Annotated in this window: 19 protein-coding genes; 4 read left to right on the top strand and 15 right to left on the bottom strand. The window is 59.3% G+C overall.

What is annotated here, in order from left to right; all coding sequences use genetic code 11:
- Positions 1-29: 29 nt before the first annotated feature.
- From ABLN94_RS12190 to ABLN94_RS12165, 6 genes are all read right to left on the bottom strand, one after another.
- A complete protein-coding gene (locus ABLN94_RS12190) occupies positions 30-809 on the bottom strand; it encodes an SDR family oxidoreductase (protein ID WP_352992708.1) in 780 nt (259 codons plus the stop codon).
- A gap of 21 nt (positions 810-830) precedes the next feature.
- Complete coding sequence (locus ABLN94_RS12185) at positions 831-1,793, bottom strand: calcium/sodium antiporter (protein WP_170488515.1); 963 nt, start codon at positions 1,791-1,793, stop codon at positions 831-833.
- Positions 1,790-1,960 carry a hypothetical protein gene (locus ABLN94_RS12180; protein ID WP_352992706.1) on the bottom strand — a complete coding sequence of 57 codons (171 nt, stop codon included), beginning with the start codon at positions 1,958-1,960 and terminating at the stop codon, positions 1,790-1,792. Before ABLN94_RS12180 ends, ABLN94_RS12185 begins: the two co-directional genes overlap by 4 nt.
- 1 nt (position 1,961) lies before the next feature.
- On the bottom strand, positions 1,962-2,759 hold the full coding sequence (locus tag ABLN94_RS12175) for a S49 family peptidase (RefSeq protein WP_352992704.1): 798 nt from the start codon (positions 2,757-2,759) through the stop codon (positions 1,962-1,964).
- Positions 2,760-2,873: 114 nt separating this feature from the next.
- A complete protein-coding gene (locus ABLN94_RS12170) occupies positions 2,874-3,635 on the bottom strand; it encodes an ABC transporter permease (protein ID WP_352992702.1) in 762 nt (253 codons plus the stop codon).
- Entirely contained in the window at positions 3,632-4,561 is a 930-nt protein-coding gene (locus ABLN94_RS12165) for an ABC transporter ATP-binding protein (RefSeq protein WP_352992700.1), read from the bottom strand. Before ABLN94_RS12165 ends, ABLN94_RS12170 begins: the two co-directional genes overlap by 4 nt.
- Positions 4,562-4,732: 171 nt before the next feature.
- On the opposite strand from ABLN94_RS12165, the gene ABLN94_RS12160 reads away from it, so the two are divergent.
- Positions 4,733-5,842 (top strand): CaiB/BaiF CoA transferase family protein, encoded by a 1,110-nt coding sequence (locus tag ABLN94_RS12160; RefSeq protein ID WP_352992698.1) that lies wholly within the window; start codon positions 4,733-4,735, stop codon positions 5,840-5,842.
- Positions 5,843-5,898: 56 nt separating this feature from the next.
- On the opposite strand, the gene hemE is transcribed toward ABLN94_RS12160, so the two are convergent.
- Entirely contained in the window at positions 5,899-6,933 is a 1,035-nt protein-coding gene (gene hemE, locus ABLN94_RS12155; protein ID WP_352992696.1) for a uroporphyrinogen decarboxylase, read from the bottom strand.
- A gap of 107 nt (positions 6,934-7,040) precedes the next feature.
- On the opposite strand from hemE, the gene hemC reads away from it, so the two are divergent.
- Positions 7,041-8,000, top strand: coding sequence for a hydroxymethylbilane synthase (gene hemC, locus ABLN94_RS12150; RefSeq protein ID WP_352992694.1), 960 nt, complete (start codon positions 7,041-7,043; stop codon positions 7,998-8,000).
- Between the two features lie 224 nt (positions 8,001-8,224).
- Here hemC and ABLN94_RS12145 read toward each other — a convergent pair whose 3' ends face one another.
- Genes ABLN94_RS12145 through ABLN94_RS12110 form a run of 8 tightly spaced genes read right to left on the bottom strand, consistent with a single transcriptional unit; the run spans position 8,225 to position 17,201 of the window.
- On the bottom strand, positions 8,225-9,502 hold the full coding sequence (locus ABLN94_RS12145) for an aspartate aminotransferase family protein (RefSeq protein WP_352992693.1): 1,278 nt from the start codon (positions 9,500-9,502) through the stop codon (positions 8,225-8,227).
- A 1-nt stretch (position 9,503) separates the two neighbouring features.
- Entirely contained in the window at positions 9,504-10,607 is a 1,104-nt protein-coding gene (locus ABLN94_RS12140; protein ID WP_352992691.1) for a mandelate racemase/muconate lactonizing enzyme family protein, read from the bottom strand.
- Positions 10,604-11,710: a mandelate racemase/muconate lactonizing enzyme family protein gene (locus tag ABLN94_RS12135; RefSeq protein ID WP_352992689.1), complete on the bottom strand. Its 1,107-nt coding sequence runs from the start codon at positions 11,708-11,710 to the stop codon at positions 10,604-10,606. The genes ABLN94_RS12140 and ABLN94_RS12135 overlap by 4 nt, the downstream gene beginning before the upstream one ends.
- Positions 11,707-11,964, bottom strand: a complete 258-nt coding sequence (locus tag ABLN94_RS12130) for a cupin domain-containing protein (RefSeq protein ID WP_352993078.1) — start codon at positions 11,962-11,964, stop codon at positions 11,707-11,709. Before ABLN94_RS12130 ends, ABLN94_RS12135 begins: the two co-directional genes overlap by 4 nt.
- A gap of 23 nt (positions 11,965-11,987) precedes the next feature.
- The gene (locus tag ABLN94_RS12125) at positions 11,988-13,094 is read right to left on the bottom strand and encodes a mandelate racemase/muconate lactonizing enzyme family protein (protein ID WP_352992687.1); all 1,107 of its coding nucleotides are present in this window, start codon (positions 13,092-13,094) and stop codon (positions 11,988-11,990) included.
- Positions 13,091-13,669: a dimethylsulfonioproprionate lyase family protein gene (locus tag ABLN94_RS12120; protein ID WP_352992685.1), complete on the bottom strand. Its 579-nt coding sequence runs from the start codon at positions 13,667-13,669 to the stop codon at positions 13,091-13,093. The genes ABLN94_RS12125 and ABLN94_RS12120 overlap by 4 nt, the downstream gene beginning before the upstream one ends.
- Positions 13,666-14,748 carry an alcohol dehydrogenase family protein gene (locus ABLN94_RS12115; RefSeq protein ID WP_352992683.1) on the bottom strand — a complete coding sequence of 361 codons (1,083 nt, stop codon included), beginning with the start codon at positions 14,746-14,748 and terminating at the stop codon, positions 13,666-13,668. The genes ABLN94_RS12120 and ABLN94_RS12115 overlap by 4 nt, the downstream gene beginning before the upstream one ends.
- Positions 14,748-17,201 carry an FAD-dependent oxidoreductase gene (locus ABLN94_RS12110; RefSeq protein WP_352992681.1) on the bottom strand — a complete coding sequence of 818 codons (2,454 nt, stop codon included), beginning with the start codon at positions 17,199-17,201 and terminating at the stop codon, positions 14,748-14,750. Before ABLN94_RS12110 ends, ABLN94_RS12115 begins: the two co-directional genes overlap by 1 nt.
- A gap of 68 nt (positions 17,202-17,269) precedes the next feature.
- Between ABLN94_RS12110 and ABLN94_RS12105 the strand changes: the two genes are divergently transcribed.
- Positions 17,270-18,157 carry a MurR/RpiR family transcriptional regulator gene (locus ABLN94_RS12105; protein ID WP_170488492.1) on the top strand — a complete coding sequence of 296 codons (888 nt, stop codon included), beginning with the start codon at positions 17,270-17,272 and terminating at the stop codon, positions 18,155-18,157.
- The gene (locus tag ABLN94_RS12100) at positions 18,154-19,245 is read left to right on the top strand and encodes an aromatic ring-hydroxylating oxygenase subunit alpha (RefSeq protein ID WP_352992680.1); all 1,092 of its coding nucleotides are present in this window, start codon (positions 18,154-18,156) and stop codon (positions 19,243-19,245) included. Before ABLN94_RS12105 ends, ABLN94_RS12100 begins: the two co-directional genes overlap by 4 nt.
- Positions 19,246-19,449 lie beyond the last annotated feature (204 nt).

Here is a 19,449-nt window from a genome sequence, read left to right as displayed (position 1 = left end):
GAGCGGTGCAAAACTTGCACCAAATTTACCTATTCTACACCCAGAACGTCGGGCGTTTGCCAGCCAAGATGCTGCCCGCCATCCACGCAGAGAAGTTGCCCAGTAACCGCATGGGCGTCCAGAAAATACCCCAGCGCCGCGGTGATATCCGAGGGGTTTGCCCCCCGCTCCAGAACCGTATTTGCGCGCTGCGCTTTGAAGTGATCTTCGCTTTGGCGATGGCCCTGTATCGTTGGTCCTGGCCCGATGGCATTGACTCGGATCGCAGGAGTCAGCGCTTGCGCGGCGGTGCGGGTCAGGGCCCAAAGGCCCATCTTGGCGATTGTGTAGGACATGAACTCGGGCGTCAGCTTGCGCACCCGCATGTCGACCATGTTGACGATCAGGCCAGTGGCGACAGGTTCCCCCACCTCATCCGTGTCGGGTACCAGCCCTTGCTCGGCCATTGCCTGCGTCAGCACGAAGGGCGCGCGCAGGTTGCTGTCCAGATGCCGATCCCAGCTTTGCCGCGTGGCGGTGTGGATGTTGTCATATTCAAAAACCGAAGCATTATTGATCAGACAGGTGATCGGCCCGCCCAACGCCTCAGCCGCGCGAGGTAGGAGGGCTTGAACCTGAGCTTCATCTAAAAGGTCAGCCTGCAGTGCGACAGCGTTACGCCCAAGAGCCTGAACTTTGGCCACTGTCTCTAGCGCCGGCTGTTCAGAAGTGGCGTAGTGCACCGCCACATCGTAGCCGCGTCGCGCCAGATACAATGCCATGGCCCGGCCGAGGCGAATTCCGGCACCGGTCACTAAAGCTCGGGTCATGGATGCTCCCTTTCAGTCAAATCACGCCAGCAGAATGACCACATAGACCGCATACAAAAGTGTCAACACAAAGCCCCAGAGCCGCGTGATATCCTGTTTGTAGAACACGAACGGGATCAGCAGCAACGATGCACCCAACATGACCCAAAGGTCGAATTCAAGGAATTCTGGATCAACAGGAATGGGGCCAACCAGCGTAGCAATCCCGACGATGGCAAGCAAATTGAACATGTTTGAGCCGATCACGTTGCCCAGTGCCACATCCGCCTGTCGCCGCATCGCAGCCATGACTGTAGTTGCTAGTTCAGGCAGAGACGTGCCCACCGCAACCAGAGTCAAACCGATCACCGTTTCGCTGACCCCATAGGTCAGGGCGATCACGGTCGCGTATTCGACCAGCAGATGCGCCCCCATTGGCAGGCCGATCAGACCCAGAACCAGATAGATCGAGATCTTCCAGTAGGGCATGTCCGGGTCAGCCTCTTCCAGGCCGTCCAGTTCCTCATCATCAGCGCAAGCCTGACCACAGGCTCTACGATGCGCTTTGGCCTCGCGAAAGGCATTCCACAGAATGAGAGCCAGCGCCGCCAGGAGGATAGCCCCACTCAGCAGGTTGAACACGCCGCAGAAGGCCAGGCCGATGAACAGAACCGAGGCCAGAAGCATGAAGATATAGTTCCTACGGCTGTCGCATTCGCTGGTGTGCAGCGTTGCCAACAACGCCGGCAGACCCAGAACCAGCAGGATATTTGCCGTGTTCGACCCGACCACGTTACCAAGCGCGATCCCCGGTGCATTTTCCTTTATCGCGCTAATCGCAATCAACAGCTCGGGCGCCGAGGTACCAAAGGCTACGATCGTCAGGCTGACAATCAGCGCGGGCACACCCATGCGCAGACTCAGGTTCACTGCACCGCGCACAAGGGCATCGCCCGCCAGCAACAGGATCAGCAATCCAAGGCCGGATAACAGCCATGCCGTCATTTACGGCCTCCTTTTTCGCAGGCACAGGGGCCTTTACCGATCCTGAAGCGTCCGCAGCGCGGACATCTTGCCGATTGCAAGCGCTTCTGGCCCGGAAAGCGCAGCTTTCCAAACATCGCCAATACGACCATGGCGATCAGAAACAGGGTGACGATTTTGATAATCACGTCACAAACCGAAACGCGCGTAGGCTGCGCGCTCCTCAAGCCCGGCAATGGCGTCCTGCGCCAAAGACGCTCCGAACCGCGACCACAACGGTTTGCGCAGCCCGTAGCGGCGGAATTTGACCTTGTCGCCAAACCGCTCCTGCATTTTGGGCTTCAAATGCGCGATGCCGTCGATCAAACCCAGTTCCTGCGCGCGTCGGGCCAGCCAGATTTCCCCTGTGAACAGATCCTGACTTTCATCCAGCTTGTCACCACGCCGGTTTTTGACATGGGTGATAAAGTTCTCGTGTATATCGGCCAGCAGCCCTTCCAGCCGGGCGACATCCTCTTTTTTTTCAGGCGAAAACGGATCGAGCATGGACTTCGACTCGCCTGCCGTATGCACGCGGCGTTCGATACCCTGACGTTTCAGCAGCACATGCGCGCCAAAGCTCGACGAAATCACACCAATCGACCCCAGCACCGAGCTGTCATCGGCATAGATCTCATCCGCGGCCGCGGCTAGCCAATAGCCACCCGAGGCCGCCACGTCCTCGACAAACGCGATGACGGGAACGTCCAGCTCTTCGGCCAACCGCCGAATACGCGCTCCGATCAGGGAACTTTGGACCGGTGATCCACCGGGCGAGTTGAGCTCAAGCGCGACAGCAGCAGGTTTACCCTTGCGAAAGGCTTTCTCCAGAACCGGGGCTAGCGCGGTGTCGGACATCGACCCACGCCCGGCCATTCCGATGGCTCCGGACAGGCGCACAATGGCCACGCAAGGTTGTTTTTTGAGAAACGGCAGGCTGAGTTTCATGGGTGCCGATGTAGAGTGCACCCAACCGGTAAACAAGGGACCGATTTGTCGATAGACGCAACGGGAACACATTTCCTGAAGGCGGTGGGCAAAAATGCAACGCCCGCCTGCCGCTTAGCTGCGGATGCGCCAGCCGGTTTTGAAGATCCACCAGATGATGCCCAAACACATGCCGGTAAAGGCCAGAATGGCCATCAAACTAAGCCCAATCGGCACGTCAGCCAGCCCATAAAACGACCAACGAAAGCCCGAGATCAGATAGACCACCGGATTGAACAGAGTGATCGTCTGCCAGACCGGAGGCAGCATCGAAATAGAATAGAACGTGCCGCCTAGAAAGATCAGCGGCGTCACCACCAACTGCGGCACCAGTGACATCTGTTCGAAATTACTGGCCCAGATGCCGATGATGAACCCCAGCAGGGAAAAGCTGAGACAGGTCAGGATCAGAAACGCCGCCATTGCAATCGGGTGCTCGATACGCAGATCCACAAAGAAAGACGCGGTGGCCAGGATAACCAGACCCACGAACAAGGCCTTGGTCGCCGACGCCCCCACATAGCCGATCACAATTTCGATAAAATTCACCGGAGCGGACAGCAGTTCGTAAATCGTGCCCAGAAATTTTGGAAAGTAGATTCCAAACGAGGCATTCGAGATGGCCAACATAACAACCGATAACATGATCAGCCCTGGCACGATGAACGCGCCATAGGATACGCCTTCGACTTCTTGAATTCGGCTGCCGATGGCGGTTCCGAAGACCACGAAATACAACGACGTCGACAGAACCGGCGACACAAAGCTCTGCGCAAGCGTCCGAAAGAACCGGGCCATTTCGAACCGGTAGATGGCGGCAATGGCGGACCAGTTCATGCGGGCTCTCCCGACACCAGATTGACAAAGATCTCCTCGAGACTCGACTGGCGGGTCTGTACATCACGCAGTACCAAACCGGCTTGCGCCACGTCATTCAGCAACGAGGTGATGCCGGTGCGGTCGGCATGAGTATCGTAGGTATACACAAGCGCATCACCGTCGCCATTCAGCACCAGATTATGCGCTGCAAGACAGTCCGGAATGGCTAGGATCGGTTCGGTCAGCATCACTTCGATCTGTTTCTTACCCATCTGCGCCATCAGAGTGTCTTTATCCTGCACCAACAGCAATTCACCCTTGTCGATAACACCAACGCGGTCGGCGATGGCTTCGGCCTCTTCGATGTAATGGGTGGTAAGAATGATGGTGACACCAGCCTGCTTCAACTCGGCCACGATCTCCCACATATCCTTGCGCAATTCGACGTCCACCCCGGCGGTGGGCTCGTCCAGAAACAGCACCTGCGGTTCATGCGCCAGCGCCTTGGCGATCAGCACCCGGCGCTTCATGCCACCGGACAGTTCCCTGATCGCGTTCTTGCGCTTGTCCCACAAAGACAGCTTGCGCAGAATTTCCTCGATCCTTGCGTCGTCGCGACCATAACCGAACAGCCCGCGTGACAGACGGACCGTATTCCAGACCTTCTCAAACGGCTCCAACGCGATCTCCTGCGGCACCAGTCCGATCATCCTGCGCGCGGCGCGGAAATCGGCCTGGATATCGTGGCCGCCCACAGTCACCTTGCCCGAGGTGGGAGTGGTAATGCCACAGATGGTAGAGATCAGTGTCGTCTTGCCGGCCCCGTTGGGACCAAGCAGAGCCAGTATTTCGCCTTGTTCGATATCCAGCGAGACACCTTTGAGTGCCTCAAACCCATCAGCATAGGATTTGCGCAGATCCTTGATTGAGAGAATGGTCGTCATGCGTGTTCCCCGTTCTGGCGGCGACCCTACCCCGCTCGTTCGGCACAGAACAGGTCAATTTCGCACAAGCCCCTGCGCTTTTTTGCGGTCCTTGATCTTAGTGTTGACCCCAATTCCCACCTTGCATTTCGCGGGTGATCCCGAAACCTTGCAGCGAAAGGGAGAAACGCGATGCTGAACGGTTCTCGGATCATCGAAATCGAGGGGCTAGGTCCAGCCCCCTTTGCCGCCATGATGCTGGCGGATATGGGCGCGGACGTGATCACCATCCACCGCAAGGGGCAGGCAGTTACACCAGGCATGCCCGAGCGCTCGGTTCTGGATCGCGGTAAACGGTCAATTGACCTGGATTTGAAGGACGCAGGTGATCTTGAGATCGCAAAACGACTGATCTCGTCAGCCAACGCGCTGATCGAAGGGTTCCGCCCCGGCGTGATGGAAAAACTCGGCCTTGGCCCCAATATCTGCCACGAGGTGAACCCCAAGCTGGTTTACGGACGGATGACGGGATGGGGTCAGGATAGTCCTCTTTCGGACACGGCAGGTCATGACCTGAACTATATCGCCCTGTCCGGTGCTCTCTGGTACGCTTCACTACCCGGGCAACATCCACAGACCCCCGCCACGCTTGTTGGCGATATCGGTGGAGGCGCCATGTATCTGGTCGCTGGCCTGCTTGCCGGGATGCTCAACGCGCAAAGAACAGGCAAAGGCACCGTGGTTGACGCTGCGATCTACGACGGCTCGGCGCATATGATGAACTTGCTGATGAGTCTCGGCCAGACCGGTAACCTGTCGGACACGCGCGGCCAGAGCTTGCTGGACGGTCCGCATTGGAGCCGCACCTACTCTTGCGCCGATGGTGGGTTCGTCACGGTTCAATGCCTCGAACCCAAATTCTATGCGGAGTTTCTGGATAAGATGGGCCTGTCCGACGATCCAGACTTCCAACAGCAATACAACCGCGCGACGTGGCCCGCGCTAACCCAACGCCTGACAGGAATCTTCGCAAGCAAACCGAGGGATCATTGGGCGGATCTCTTTATCGGCTCTGATGCCTGCGTCACACCGGTTCTCAGCCCGAGCGAAGCGCAAACCCACCCGATGAATGCCGCGCGCCAGACATGGCGCAGCACAGATGGTTCGCTGCAAGCCGCCGCCGCACCCAGATTCTCAACCTCTGAATGGCAGGCGAAACCTAGCCCATCCCGCGGAGAACACCGTCAGGAAATCCTGACCGAGCTTTCCGGTCAAAAATCGCCTGCCTCTTCATCTGGCTAAAAAATCCCCGAGGATGAATTGGCCAAAGGCCAAGAAGGGGGCTGGCCCCTTCCCTTTTACCGTCCGCGCACCGTATCGATCATCAGTTGCACATTCTCCGGATCCGCATCCGGTGTTATCCCGTGGCCGAGGTTAAAGATATGCGGCCCTTTCGAGAACGCTTCGACGATCCGACGCGTCTCATCCACCAACGCCTGCCCGCCGGTCACCATGTGCGACGATGCCAGATTGCCCTGAACGCAGCCATCCGCCTGGACATGCTCGGCTGCCCACTCCGGTGACACAGAATTGTCCAACGCTACACAGTCCACACCGGTTTCGTCAGCAAAGCCGATATAGCCGTCCCCTGCCTCACGTGGGAAACCAATTACCGGGATGCCGGGATGACGCTCTTTGACAGCCTGCGTGATCACACGACATGGTTCAACGGCGTATTTCCGGAATGCCTCGCCCTTCAGCGACCCTGCCCAGCTGTCAAAAATCTTGACCACCTCGGCCCCGGCCTCAATCTGGGCCGAGAGGTATTCGATAGTGGCCAGTGTAATACGATCCAACAGCGCCTCGAAAAGAGCGGTGTTTTCCTCGCGCAGCGCGTGCGCCGGACCCTGATCCGGTGTACCGCGTCCGGCGATCATATAGGTCGCCACGGTCCACGGCGCACCCGCGAAGCCGATCAAAGTCGTCTCGGACGGCAATTCACGCGACAGGATGCGGACCGTCTCGTAGACCGGTGAGAGGGTTTCGTGGATATCCTCGACAGATTTCAGCGCCTCGAACTCGGATTGCTGGGCGATGGTCGACAGTCGCGGGCCTTCGCCGGTGACGAACCACAAATCCGCGCCCAGCGCCTGCGGCACCAGCAGAATGTCAGCAAACAGAATCGCCGCATCGAACCCATAGCGGCGGATCGGCTGCAAGGTCACCTCGGCAGCCAGTTCGGGATTATAGCACAGCGACAGGAAATCACCGGCCTGCGCGCGGGTCGCGCGATACTCGGGCAGATACCGCCCGGCCTGGCGCATCATCCAGATCGGCGGAACGTCCTGTACTTCACCCGCCAGTGCCCGCAGCAGTTTCTTTCTCTCGGCCATCTATGTCCCCAATCGTCTGGTTTGACGCAACGGGTCTTCCTTCGGCGGCAATTTGTCAAGCTCTGCCCCCATTGTCAGGGCAATGTGACGCGACTAAAGCTTGGCGCATGACACTGACCCTGCCCACACCCGACTCACCGCTGAAAATCGGCACCCGTGGTTCACCCCTGGCGCTGGCGCAAGCCTATGAAACCCGGCAACGGCTGGGCAGCGCCTTTGACCTGCCTGACGAAGCGTTCGAGATCGTGGTGATCAAGACAACCGGTGACAACCGCGCCATGATCGATGCAGATCGCCCGCTGAAAGAGATCGGCAACAAAGGTCTGTTCACCAAGGAAATCGAAGAGGCGATGCTGCGCGGCGACATCGACATCGCGGTGCATTCCACCAAAGACATGCCGGTGGAACAGCCCGAAGGCCTGGTGCTGGACACGTTCCTGCCGCGCGAGGATGTGCGCGATGCGTTCATCTCGCCCAGCCTGAACTCGATCCACGATCTGCCACAGGGCGCAGTGGTCGGTACGTCGTCGCTGCGCCGTCGGGCGCAATTGCTGAATCGGCGCCCCGACCTGAAAGTGGTTGAATTCCGTGGCAACGTTCAGACGCGCCTGAAGAAACTGGCAGATGGCGTGGCGGACTGCACCTTTCTAGCTATGGCTGGCATCCGACGCTTGAATATGGAGGACGTCCCGGCCACCGCCATCGCGCCCGAAGACATGCTGCCTGCCATCGCACAAGGGACCATCGGCATCGAACGCCGCAGCGGGGATTCCCGCGCAGCGGGTATGCTTGAGGCGATTCATCATGCCGAAACTGGTCAACGTCTGTCGGCTGAACGTGCACTGTTGGCGGCGTTGGACGGATCCTGCGAGACCCCTATCGCCGGGTTGGCTGAAGTTCAGAACAACCAACTGCGCCTGCGCGGAGAAGTGCTACGCCCCGACGGATCAGAGGCGATTTCCGAAGATATTACCGGCACGGTTGCCGACGGTACTGAAATGGGCCGCGATATGGCACAAACGCTATTGAAACAAGCAGGACCGGGTTTCTTCGACTGGAGGAATTAGGAAAAATTTTAGCAATGTGAACTACTTCACTGTGGGGATCGTGGCAATCTGGCATCAAGGTTGCATACCGGTCGAGGTGAAGGGTTGATCTCGATAAAGTCGAAAATTTTTTCTGTATGTTCGCTTAAGTGGTATTCGAGGGGGCGAGAACATACCTGGTTTACAGATCGGTTAGGGCCGCTGTCATATTTTGACAGCGGCCCATTTCTTTTCAACACCGAGTGTCACGAAGTGCTGATGGCTTGCACGGCCTTGTCGACCGCCAGACGGGTCTGCTCCAGATCAGCCTCGGTCACCGCAAGTGACGGGTAGAGCTTGCCGGGGGATTTGAATATCCCATGTACGCGCAACGTATCGTTGTACACCACATTGCGACGCGGATCGTTATGTTTGGCACTGCGGTAGTCACGGCAGACGGCATCTGTAAAGTAGATGTCGAATAGGGTTTCATCCCCGACAATCTGATGCGGTATCCCCGCCCGAGTCAGTGCATCCACTTGCATCTGCTGCAAAGCGGCCCCGGTTGCACGCAGCTGTTCATAGACTCCGTCGCGCCGCAGAATCTCCATAGTTTTCAGGCCCGCGACCGAAGCAACAGGGTTGCCTGACAAGGTGCCGAGCTGCATCAACCAACCTTCCTCACCCACCTTGACCTTGTCGAAATGCTTCATGATTTCGGCACTTGCGCCCAGCGCGGCCAGAGGGAAGCCGCCGCCCGTGATCTTGCCCAAGGTGCAGATATCGGGCGTGACGCCGTATTTCTCTTGCGCACCGCCATAAGCCAGACGGAACCCGGTGACGATCTCATCGAAGATCAGCAGGACATTGTGCTTGTCGCACAGCCCCCGCAACCCCTGCAGATAGCCGGGCATGGGCGGAATGATTCGCTGCAACGGTTCGACCATGATCGCGGCGATGTCGTCATGTTCGTCCAGCAGGGCGGCGACTGCTTCTAAATCGTTGTAAGGCGCGATCAGCATCTGCTCGGCCACGCCCGCGGGGATACCGGCGCTGTCCGGTACGGCCTGCGGGAAATTGACCTGACGGCTGGGGGCCAGACTCATCTGAGCCTCGGCACTCATACCGTGATAGCCGCCTTCGAACTTCAGAATCTTGTCGCGGCCGGTGTAGGCGCGGGCCAGACGGATCGCATACATATCCGCCTCACCGCCCGAGGCGACAAAGCGGATCTGTTCACAACAGGGCACCGCATCGATGATCGCCTCGGCCAGCTCGATACCCTTGGCGTTATTGGCGAAGAAGGTCATGCCTTTGGGCAGTTGCTCAAGCACGGCCTCCATCACCTCTGGGTGGCCGTGGCCCAGTAGCATCGGGCCGGAACCGATCAGGTAATCAATATATTCGTTACCGTCCTCGTCCCAGACACGGCTGCCTTCGCCGCGCGAGATGATGATACCGGGGTCGAAATTACCAAACCCTCCGGCGGGCAGTACTTCGTTCGCGCGGGCGATCCATTCGGATTGAGTATTGATTTTCAGCATCTCACACGATCTCCAATATTGGGGAACCTAGGACATCCGGGTCAGGTGTAACACCTAACCCCGGCCCGTCCGGCGGGGCAATCCTGCCGTTGTCACGGTTTGGTGCGTCAGGGCATAGGCGCGGAGCCACATAGGACGACAGATCACATGTATTCATAAGCGATCCATGCGGGGTCGAGACCGCAAAATGTAGTGAGGCGGCGGTCACGATGTCCGACCCCCAAGTGCATTCGGCGCAGATCTCGGCCCCCAGATGCACGGTCAAGTCCCGCGCCCGGCGCATCGCCGACAACCCGCCGAACTTTGACAGTTTCAGCGCCACCGCATCCATGCAACCCAGCTCATGAGCCCGGATCAACGAGGTCAGATCATAGGCGTTTTCGTCGATCTTCATCGGCAAACCGGTCGCCTGTCGAACTGCGGCGCAGTCTTCCAGTGTTTTACAGGGCTGTTCCAGCATTACATCCACATGAGCCACAGCCCGCCCCGTCCGCGTAGCCTGCAAGCGTGACGCGCCGCAGTTCCAATCGCCGTAGACTAAGGGTCCCGGCCCTACCGCTTCGCGCACCTTGATCAGACGTTCGGCGTCGGCCTGCCAGTCGCCCTCGACGCCCAGCTTGACCTGAAACTGACGCATACCGGATTGGTAGGCAGTCTGGGCGATCCGCGCCATCTCATCCGGTGCGATGCAAGTGATCGAGTGGTAGAGCGGCATGTCCTTCCGCGCCCGACCGCCGAGTAAAGCATAGACCGGCTGGCCCGTGGCCTGCCCGAACAAGTCCCACAGGGCGATGTCCACAAGCGATTTCGCGTAGAGATGCCCCTGTAGAAACGCATCCAGCTTTCGCATCGGGGCGTCGACACCAAACGGGCACATACCCAAGATTTCCGGTCCCATCTCCGCTACCGCGCCCGAAACGCCCCCTGCATAGGCGGGTAGGTAATGAGGGATCGGGCAGACTTCACCCCAGCCCTTCAGGCCACTATCCGTTTCCAGGCACAGGATATGTGAGGTCACGGTCGCGCAGGTCTTTCCCTCGGCCATGTGATAGGTTTCATGGCTGGTCAGATCGACGGACCAGAGCGTTATCTTGTTGATCTTCATTGATATACTCCAACCGGATCACCCAGTGCATCCTCATCCGGATGCACGCCAAGACCCGGTGTTTCCGGCAGATACAGATGACCGTCGATGTTGCGCGGCCCGCGACCACCCGCGATGTCGACGGTGATCATGTCTTGGCAGGCCCAAACAGCATGACAATTGTCGTCCGGGATTGTGGCGGCCAGATGCAGCGCCTCGGTATCGGCCAGAACCGAGCCTCCGGTCGCCATCACGAACATGTCGATCCCATGAGCCAACGCGATGTCCCGCATCCGCGCGGCCTTGGTCAGGCCACCGACGCGGTTCAGCTTGATCCCGAAGATCTCGGCCAGCCCATCGCGCGCGATACGGGCCGCGTCCTGCAACGTCACAAGGCTTTCGTCCACCGAAACGGGCGAGGCATGAAGGCCCGAGATCGCAGCGATATCGTCCAGCGTCTCACCCGGCTGTTCGAACATCACGTTCAAATCCTCGCAGGCGCTCATCACACGCAAGGCCTGCTGGCGGGTCCACCCCCGGTTGACGTCGTAAAGGACAATCTCACCTGGCCGCCGGATGCTTTCGACATCGCGGACACGGGCAATGTCGCGCTCTACATTGCCTCCGATCTTCACCGAATGCGCAATATAGCCCCGGCTGCGATAACGCTCCATCACCTCGCGGGTTTCCTCGATGGTCTTGGCTCCAACCGAAGAGGCAATCGCGCGCGGTGTGCGTGACCCGCCACCCATCAGATCAGCAATTGGCAAACCCGCCGCTTGACCCGCAATATCCCAGCACGCCATGTCGATCGGACTTTTGGCGTACAGATGTCCGGGCAAAGCAAGATCCATCACCCGCTCTACATCCAGAACCCTGCGCGGATCGAGGCCCAGAACGAACGGGGCCATCGTCTGGATTCCAGCACGGATACCCGGCCCATGCGCGGGCACATAGGTATGGCCCCACGGTGTCCCTTCGCCCCAACCGACCAGCCCCGCATCGGTTTCGATTTTCACAATCGTCGCATCAAGCGTTTCGAACTTCAGCCGCCCGCCGGACAACCAATACGGATGCTCCAGCGGCAGGTTCACATGGTAAACAGAGATACGGGTGATTTTCATTTCAGTTCCACTTCAACAAAGGACATGGGTTCGTCCCCTGCATTGATCACGTTGTGCTCGACCCCTTCGTTGCGGCGGTATGAGGTTCCGGCTGTGACCGTCACCTCGTTTTCCGCACCATCCGGCAACTCCAGACGCATGTGGCAATCCGTGACGGCGGTGATGACGTAATCCATGTCGTGACGGTGCCATCCCGTTTCCGCACCGGGGGCAAAATCAAACCGAGTCACCCGCACGCGGGCGTCGTCAATCATCTGAGTTGCAACAGCCTGCGGTCTCACAATGTGTACTCCGCCACCGGTGCGCCGAGGCTTTCGAAATCAGGCGTCACGCCCAATCCAGGCGTATCCGGGGCGTAAAGCTTGCCATTCCGCGACACGGGACCGCCAATTCCGGTTGAACGGGTGTTGTAATTCATAAGATCGGTTGTGTTTTGCAGGTATTCGGGCGGGGTCGATGCCGCGAAGTGAGCAACAACCGAGGTTGTGATCTCTCCGCCCCAGGTATCCTCGCTGACCACGGGAATACGATTGTCGACCAGATAGTCCCGCACCCGCCGTGCCTTGCTGATGCCACCGAGATTCGAGATTTTCAGGCAACAGATTTCGGCACCACGATCCGCGACGATCCGCTGAGCCATGTGGATGCCGGTGACGCATTCGTCCAGCTTCATCGGTTGCTCGGCCACACGGCGCACCTGTTGGCACTCCTCATAAGTGCGGCAAGGCTGTTCCAGAATGAAGTCCAGATCGCCCGTCGCACGAGCCACCCGGATCGCATTATCGACACGCCAACCCTGATTGGCATCCGCCATTGCCTTTTCACCCGGCTGCAACATAGGCACCGTGGTTCGGATACGGTCAATATCGGTGGCCCAATCGCCGCCGACCTTGACCTGAAACTGTCGGTATCCTTGCTCGCGATAAGCGTTCATTTCGGCAACGGTCTCATCCACCGCCTTCTGCGGCGCCACTCGGTACATCGGTGCGCCGTCCGTCAGTTTACCACCCAGCAACATCCAGACTGGTTGATCACAGGCCTGGCCCAGAATATCCCAGCAGGCCGCATCGAATGGGGCCTTGGCATAGCCATGCCCCTGAACCAGATGATCCATCAACTGCTCAATCCGCCCAACCTGCCGCGGGTCTTCCCCCAACAGTTGCGGGGCGACCAGACGCGCCAGCGCCGCCACACCTTCGGAGTGGGCAACCATGTAGTTCTCGCCGCAGGGTGTGAACTCACCACAGCCCTGCAGTCCTGCATCGGTGTCGATCACCACAACCGAGGCAATCGCGGTCTCGATCGCATTGCCCGCGCCCCAGACATAAGCCCCGCCAACGTAGGGCAATCCGGTTTGGTAAATGCGTATGCGGGTAATCTTCATGCGGCATCCATCTGGGGCAAATCACCCATCCCTTCGCCCCGCCAGAGGACAAAGGTCAGGATCGGTTGGTCTGTCGTGGTCATCGCGTGGCTCTGCCAACTGCTGTGTTGGCGGGTTTGGTTCGGGCCGACATAGGTGTCGTCCCCGTCGACACGAAACACCGCTCCACCCGCCAATGTCAGGTACAACTCTTCAGCCTGGTGGCTGTGCCAGTCATAGTTCAGACCGGATCCCCAATAGCCCACGTACCCCCGCAACTGGGTCGAGTGGAAATGGCCAGTCGGGCCAAACAGTTCGTAATACCCATACTTGCTCAGGAAGTCCGCGCCGACTTCCTCTTCGGTATAGGTATGCTTCCATTGAGCCAGATGTGCGGTTGCTTTGATCGCCGCGGTCAGGTCGCGTGTTGGCGCACCTCCATCAACGTCAATGTCGCGCACCAGATCACTGGCGGATATGGGCGCTGGCCGAAGATCCGTCGCTGTCAGATCGTCGGGCCAAGCCGCAAAGGCACCTAACTCGGGATGCGCCAGATGCAGCTGCCGTGCGGCCTCGAGAACATCATCCAGCGTCATGGCATCACCACTATATTGCCAGTGTGTTCCTTGGCGATGAATGCGGCCTGCGCTTCGCGCAGTTCTTCCAAAGGATACGTTGCTGCAAGGGCAGGTTTGATCTCACCGGCCTCGATATACTTCACGAGGTTACGCATCACCTGCGGGTCGATCACGGTCGAACCAGTAAAGGTCAGGTCACGCAGGTAGAAGGTACGCAGGTCGAACTCGACCATCGGCCCGGCGATGGCACCCGAACAAGTGTACCGCCCGCCGCGCTCCAGAATGTCGATCAGGTGCGGCCAATAGAGCCCACCGACCACGTCAGCCACAACGGTTATCTTTTCGTCGCCCAGCGCCGCACGCAGGTCTTCCGGTGCGCGAGGCAGGATCATGTCGGGGCCGAGTTGAGCTACATCGGCGTGTTTCGCCTCGGACGCCAAGGCGATCACCCGCGTGCCGCGGCGCTTGGCCAGTTGCACCAGAGCGCCGCCTACACCACCCGACGCTCCGGGAACCAGAACGGTGTCTTTTTCGGTCACGTTGGCGCGGGTCAGCATCCCTTCGGCGGTGGAATAGGAACAGGAGAAGGTCGCCAGTTCGGCGTCCGACAGACCCGAGTTGATCGGCACGGCATTGATCGCCCGCGTGGTCGCATATTCGGCAAAACCGCCATCCCGTTCCGAGCCGAAATAGCCGGTTTTGTCCATGTTTTCAGGGTCAGTCGGGTCCCGCAGCCAGCCGTCGGTGATGACACGCTGGCCGATGCGGGCGCTGTCTACGCCCTCACCTACAGCTACGATTTCACCGCAGATATCGGCCCCCTGGATGCGCGGGAAGGTGATCGGCGCTCCGCCCCATGTCGGGTCGTCCTCGCCAACCTCTTCGAACGCGCCGCCAGTGGTCGCATCGGTAACCGTTTTGGAGTACCAGCCGGACCTCGTGTTCACATCGGTGTTGTTCAGACCGCAGGCAGCAACCTTGATCAGCACCTCTCCGGCGGCTGGCTCAGGGCGCGGCCAGTCTTCGTGCAACACCATCTGCTCCAGCCCGCCATGGCCCATCGTGACCATGGCTTTCATTGTATCGGGCAGGCTCATCACGCGGTCTCCAACACGGCGCCGGCGCGGGGCAGCAGGCTTTGCGGATCATAGGCTGGTTCTCCCAGCACACGCGCCGCGCGAGGCTTACCGTGGATCACCAACTGTAATTCGGTGCCGGGTGTAGCAGCCTCGGGCTTGATATAGGCAAAGGCGAGGATTTTGCCGACCGTATGCCCGTAGACCACCGAAGCGGTAGACCCTACGACACTGCCGTCCAGCATCACCGCCTCGCCACCGTGGCCGTCAATCTCACCGTCCGGCTCGATCTCCAGATAGGCGCAGATCCACGGCAGATCAGTGTTCAGGGTCCTGTCCTTGCCCAGATACTCCTTGTCGGCGCGGGCAAAGCGCAGCACATCGGCCTCGGCCAGAGTGACCTCGTTGGTCAACTCGCCTGCGCCCTTAAAGCCCTTCTCCATCCGCATCACGTTCATAGCAAAGCTGCCATAGTCGGTGAGGCCGTGCGGCTCACCCGCGGCCCAAAGCGCGTTGTAGACGTCGAGACAGGCGGCGTTGGGCATGTGCAGCTCCCACCCCAGTTCCCCGGCATAGGACATGCGGAAGGCCCAGACCTTGTGACCCGCGATGTCGATTTCCTGCGCCGAGAGCCAGCGGAACCCGGCATTGGTCAGATCGGCGTCGGTGCAGCGTGCCAACACGTCCCGCGACCGGGGGCCGTTCAGCGACAGCGCCGACCAATCGGAGGACAGCGCGGTGATCTGCACATCCTCATCCGCCCGCTGTTGAGTCAGGTGATCCAGAAGGCGCTGTTCGAAGAACGCTGCACAAACCAGATAGAAGCGATCTTCGGCCATACGGACGATGGTTGTTTCCAACTCGATCCGGCCCCGGCGGTTCAGCATATGGGTCAGCGTGATCGAGCCGACCTTTTGCGGCATCCGGTTGGCAGTCAGCCGGTCCAGCAGGGCATAGGCGTCCGGCCCCGAAACCTCGACCTTGGTAAAGGCAGTGACATCCATGATGCCAACGCGTTCGCGCACCGCTTTGACCTCGGCCGCGACCATGTCGTCGGCGGGCGTGCGGCGGAAGGAATAGTGATCGCGTTGCTCAACCCCGTCGCGGGCGAACCAGCGGGGGCGTTCAAAGCCAAAGACCTCTTCATGCACCGCGCCCTTGGATTTCAGCAGCTCATACAGCGGCGACGGCTTGATCGGGCGCCCCTCCAGACGGTTGAAATGTGGGAAGGGGATTTCGTGACGCAGGCAATAATCCTCTTCGGCCTTGATCACCTGCCAATCCTTGGTGGCATAGCTGCCGAACCGGCGCGGATCATACTCGCGCATCGAGATATCGGCAGCCCCATGCACCATCCAGCGCGCCAGTTCGCGGGTCAGACCCGGCCCCCAGCCGATTCCGATCTGCGTCCCGCAGCAGCACCAGTAATTCTGCACACCCGGCGCAGGCCCGATCAGTGGGTTGCCATCGGGCGGATGCGAAATCGCTCCATGTACGTCGCGCTGAATGCCTAGCTCGGAAAAGATAGGCATCCGATTGAGGCTCTCCTCAAGCCACGGCATCACCCGGTCGTAGTCCGCATCAAACAGCCAATTCTCATATTCCCACGGGCAGTGATCATGCCAGACCGAGTTCGGGTTTTCCTTCTCATAGATCCCGATCAGACCGCGCTGTTGCTCCATCCGGATATAGCCCGAGACTTTGCGGTCATCGCGGATCACCGGCAGTTCCTTGTCCAGATTTTGGAACTCGGGCACCGGTTCGGTCACGAAATAATGGTGCGTCATCGAGGTCATCGGCAGCTGCAGCCCGGACCATTCGCCCATCTGGCGGGCATAGGTACCGCCTGCGTTCACCACATGCTCGCAAGTAATGGTGCCCATTTCGGTTTCGACCACCCATTCGCCATTGTCGGCCTGCGTGATGTTGGTGGCGCGGCAATTGCGGAAGATGCGCACGCCCTTCTGACGCGCCCCGGTCGCCATTGCCATTGTCACGTTGGTCGGATCGACATGCCCGTCATCCGGCGTGTGCAGCGCGCCCAATACGCCTTCGAGATTGTAGAAGGGATGCAGCTCGGCCACTTTCTCAGGCCCGACCAATTCAATGTTGAAACCCAGCGATCGACCCACCGACAGGGTGTGGCGTAGCCAGTCCATCTCGTCCTCGGTATAGGCCAGACGGAAGGACCCGCAGCCATGCCACGTCACCGGCTGACCAGTTTCAGCCTCTAGCTGACCGGAGTACAGGCCAATGTTGTAATCCACGCATTTGCCCAGCCCAAAGCTTGAGGTCGAATGCGTGATCTGACCCGCCGCGTGCCAGGTGCTGCCGCTGGTCAGCTCAGCCTTTTCCAGCAGGACGGTATCATCGCCCCACCCTTCATGCGCCAGATGATAGGCCAGACCGACCCCCATGACACCTCCACCCACGATGACTACGCGGGCGTGTGACGGCAGATTCTTCTCGGACATGATTTTTCCTCTTCCCGAGTCGCGTTTCTGCTCGACAGGCTAATTCCACAAATGTACCATCGTCAATCATGAATGACACAAATGTATCATCAATCGTTCTCGACCGCCTCACAGAGGAGTGGGATGCCCTCACCCCCGAGGCGCAGAAAGCCGCGCGGTATGTGCTGGAAAACCCAACGGATGTTGGGGTTTCAACCGTGCGTGAGATTGCCGAAGCGGCGAAGGTCAAACCGAACACGTTCGTGCGCATGGCACGGCAGGTCGGCTTTGATGGATACGAGGATTTCCGCGCACCGTTCCGTGATGCGATTCGCCAGGGTAGTGTGTCGTTTCCAGACCGCGCCCGCTGGTTGCAGGACATTGGCAAGTCGGGGGAACTGGGCGGCCTCTACGCTGACATGATCGGCGCCGCGATCCGTAATATCGAAGAGACCTTTGCCGGAATCGATGCTGTCAGCCTGAAGTCGGCGGCCGAGGACATCTGGAACTGCCGCCAGATTTTCACGCTGGGCGTGGGCGTCAACAATTCGAACGCGCGTAATTTCACCTATCTTGCGTCAACGGGGATGAAGCAGTTTCACGCCATCCCCCGCCCCGGCTCGACCCCGGTGGACGATCTGGCCTGGGCCGATGAGCAGGACGTGCTGATTGCCATCACATGCCACCCGTACCGCACTGAGGTGATCGACGCCATCAAACTGGCGCGTCAACAGGGCCTGACCGTCATCGGTATCTCGGACAGCCCGGCCAGCCCGGTCATCCTGAACGCGCAGCACGGTTTTGTCGTTGCCGCAGACACCCCGCAATTTTTCCCGTCTTCCGTTTCGACCATTGCTTTGCTGGAAACGCTGCTGTCCTTCGTGATCGCGGTTTCCAGCGATGAAATCGTCGAACGGGTGGAACGGTTTCACCAACGCAGACACCAACTTGGCCTCTACGCGGAGGAGCCCGAATGAACGCACCCCTGACCCACTCACTGGACGCGCGCTACTACACCGACCCTGCGATATTCGAGCAGGAGATGCAGGGCCTTCTCGCCCGAACGTGGCAATTTGCAGGCCACGTGGCGCAGGTGCGGGAACCCGGCGACTATTTCGCCTTTGAGATCGCGGGTCAGAGCCTCTTCTGTATACGGGGGCGCGACGGAGAAATCCGCACCTTCTACAACGTCTGTCAGCACCGCGCCCATGAGATGGTAACGGGCGCGGGCAACACGCGGGTCGTTGTGTGCCCTTACCATGCCTGGACCTACGAATTGTCCGGCCAGTTGCGCGCCGGTCCCAATATCAAATCCGTCCCGGGCTTTGACCGCAGTGCAATCTGCCTAACCTCAGTTCGGACCGAAGTGTTCAACGGCTTCATCTTCGTCAACCTCGACGATGACGCCGCGCCGATGGACGAATGGTACCCCGGCGTGCGCGAGGAAATCCGCGCCTTCGTTCCGCATATCGACGAGCTGGAACCGCTGGAATGGGTGGAAATCCCGGAAAGCTGCAACTGGAAGGTCAGCATCGAGAACTACTCGGAATGCTACCACTGCCCGACCAACCACCCGACATTTGCCGAAGGTGTGGTCAAGCCCGAGACCTATGACATCCAACCTGACGCTGGCGGTGGCTATGTGCTGCGCCACACGACCGAATGTCAAAGTCTCGATAAGATGACCTATCCCATCGACCTGTCGGTACCGCATGCGGGCGACTATCAGTCGTGGTTTCTGTGGCCGATGTTCTCATTCCAATGCTACCCGGGCAATGTGCTGAACACCTATCACTGGCGTGCAAACGATCCCGACCACTGCACCGTCTGGCGCGGTTGGTATACCGAGGGCGGATCGGAAAGCGCTGTAATTCGGCAACTGGCTGTGCAGGACCGTGAAACCACCGTCGAGGAGGACATTCGTTTGGTCGAAAGCGTCCACCGTGGCCTGAAATCGCGCGGCTACCGCCCCGGTCCGCTGGTGCTGGATCCCGGCTGCGGGGTAATGTCGGAACACTCGATCGCCCGGCTACAACAATGGATGCGCGAGGCGGTAGATGTGTAGATTTAGTGTATTTTCTTCCGCATTGGCGGTTGCAACTTGGCTGACCACTCCCGCGGCCGCATGTGGTGTTTTTACGGGAGAACGGACATTTCTTGAGCATTTGCCAACAAAAGCTCAGCAATCCGAGTTTATAGCGTTCGTCGAGATATCCGAGCTCACATCTGAGCCTACGTGTTTTTCGGGCGAACGTCCGTGCGTAGCCGA

The sequence above is a fragment of the Ruegeria sp. SCP11 genome (assembly GCF_040329455.1).
Taxonomy (GTDB): domain Bacteria; phylum Pseudomonadota; class Alphaproteobacteria; order Rhodobacterales; family Rhodobacteraceae; genus Ruegeria; species Ruegeria atlantica_E.
The sequence above is the reverse complement of the archived record's forward strand: the minus strand, read 5'-3'. Positions and strand labels throughout refer to the sequence as shown.

Bases quoted from the DNA above. Each gene is read 5' to 3' on its own strand.
- ABLN94_RS12160 (WP_352992698.1), top strand. From the start codon at position 4,733: ATGCTGAACGGTTCTCGGATCATCGAAATCGAGGGGCTAGGTCCAGCC.
- ABLN94_RS12140 (WP_352992691.1), bottom strand. From the start codon at position 10,607: ATGAAGATCAACAAGATAACGCTCTGGTCCGTCGATCTGACCAGCCAT.
- ABLN94_RS12125 (WP_352992687.1), bottom strand. From the start codon at position 13,094: ATGAAGATTACCCGCATACGCATTTACCAAACCGGATTGCCCTACGTT.
- ABLN94_RS12145 (WP_352992693.1), bottom strand. From the start codon at position 9,502: ATGCTGAAAATCAATACTCAATCCGAATGGATCGCCCGCGCGAACGAA.
- ABLN94_RS12100 (WP_352992680.1), top strand. From the start codon at position 18,154: ATGAACGCACCCCTGACCCACTCACTGGACGCGCGCTACTACACCGAC.
- ABLN94_RS12130 (WP_352993078.1), bottom strand. From the start codon at position 11,964: ATGATTGACGACGCCCGCGTGCGGGTGACTCGGTTTGATTTTGCCCCC.
- ABLN94_RS12185 (WP_170488515.1), bottom strand. From the start codon at position 1,793: ATGACGGCATGGCTGTTATCCGGCCTTGGATTGCTGATCCTGTTGCTG.
- ABLN94_RS12110 (WP_352992681.1), bottom strand. From the start codon at position 17,201: ATGTCCGAGAAGAATCTGCCGTCACACGCCCGCGTAGTCATCGTGGGT.
- ABLN94_RS12165 (WP_352992700.1), bottom strand. From the start codon at position 4,561: ATGACGACCATTCTCTCAATCAAGGATCTGCGCAAATCCTATGCTGAT.
- ABLN94_RS12175 (WP_352992704.1), bottom strand. From the start codon at position 2,759: ATGAAACTCAGCCTGCCGTTTCTCAAAAAACAACCTTGCGTGGCCATT.
- ABLN94_RS12120 (WP_352992685.1), bottom strand. From the start codon at position 13,669: ATGACGCTGGATGATGTTCTCGAGGCCGCACGGCAGCTGCATCTGGCG.
- ABLN94_RS12105 (WP_170488492.1), top strand. From the start codon at position 17,270: ATGAATGACACAAATGTATCATCAATCGTTCTCGACCGCCTCACAGAG.
- ABLN94_RS12115 (WP_352992683.1), bottom strand. From the start codon at position 14,748: ATGAGCCTGCCCGATACAATGAAAGCCATGGTCACGATGGGCCATGGC.
- ABLN94_RS12170 (WP_352992702.1), bottom strand. From the start codon at position 3,635: ATGAACTGGTCCGCCATTGCCGCCATCTACCGGTTCGAAATGGCCCGG.
- ABLN94_RS12190 (WP_352992708.1), bottom strand. From the start codon at position 809: ATGACCCGAGCTTTAGTGACCGGTGCCGGAATTCGCCTCGGCCGGGCC.
- hemC (WP_352992694.1), top strand. From the start codon at position 7,041: ATGACACTGACCCTGCCCACACCCGACTCACCGCTGAAAATCGGCACC.
- ABLN94_RS12135 (WP_352992689.1), bottom strand. From the start codon at position 11,710: ATGAAAATCACCCGTATCTCTGTTTACCATGTGAACCTGCCGCTGGAG.
- hemE (WP_352992696.1), bottom strand. From the start codon at position 6,933: ATGGCCGAGAGAAAGAAACTGCTGCGGGCACTGGCGGGTGAAGTACAG.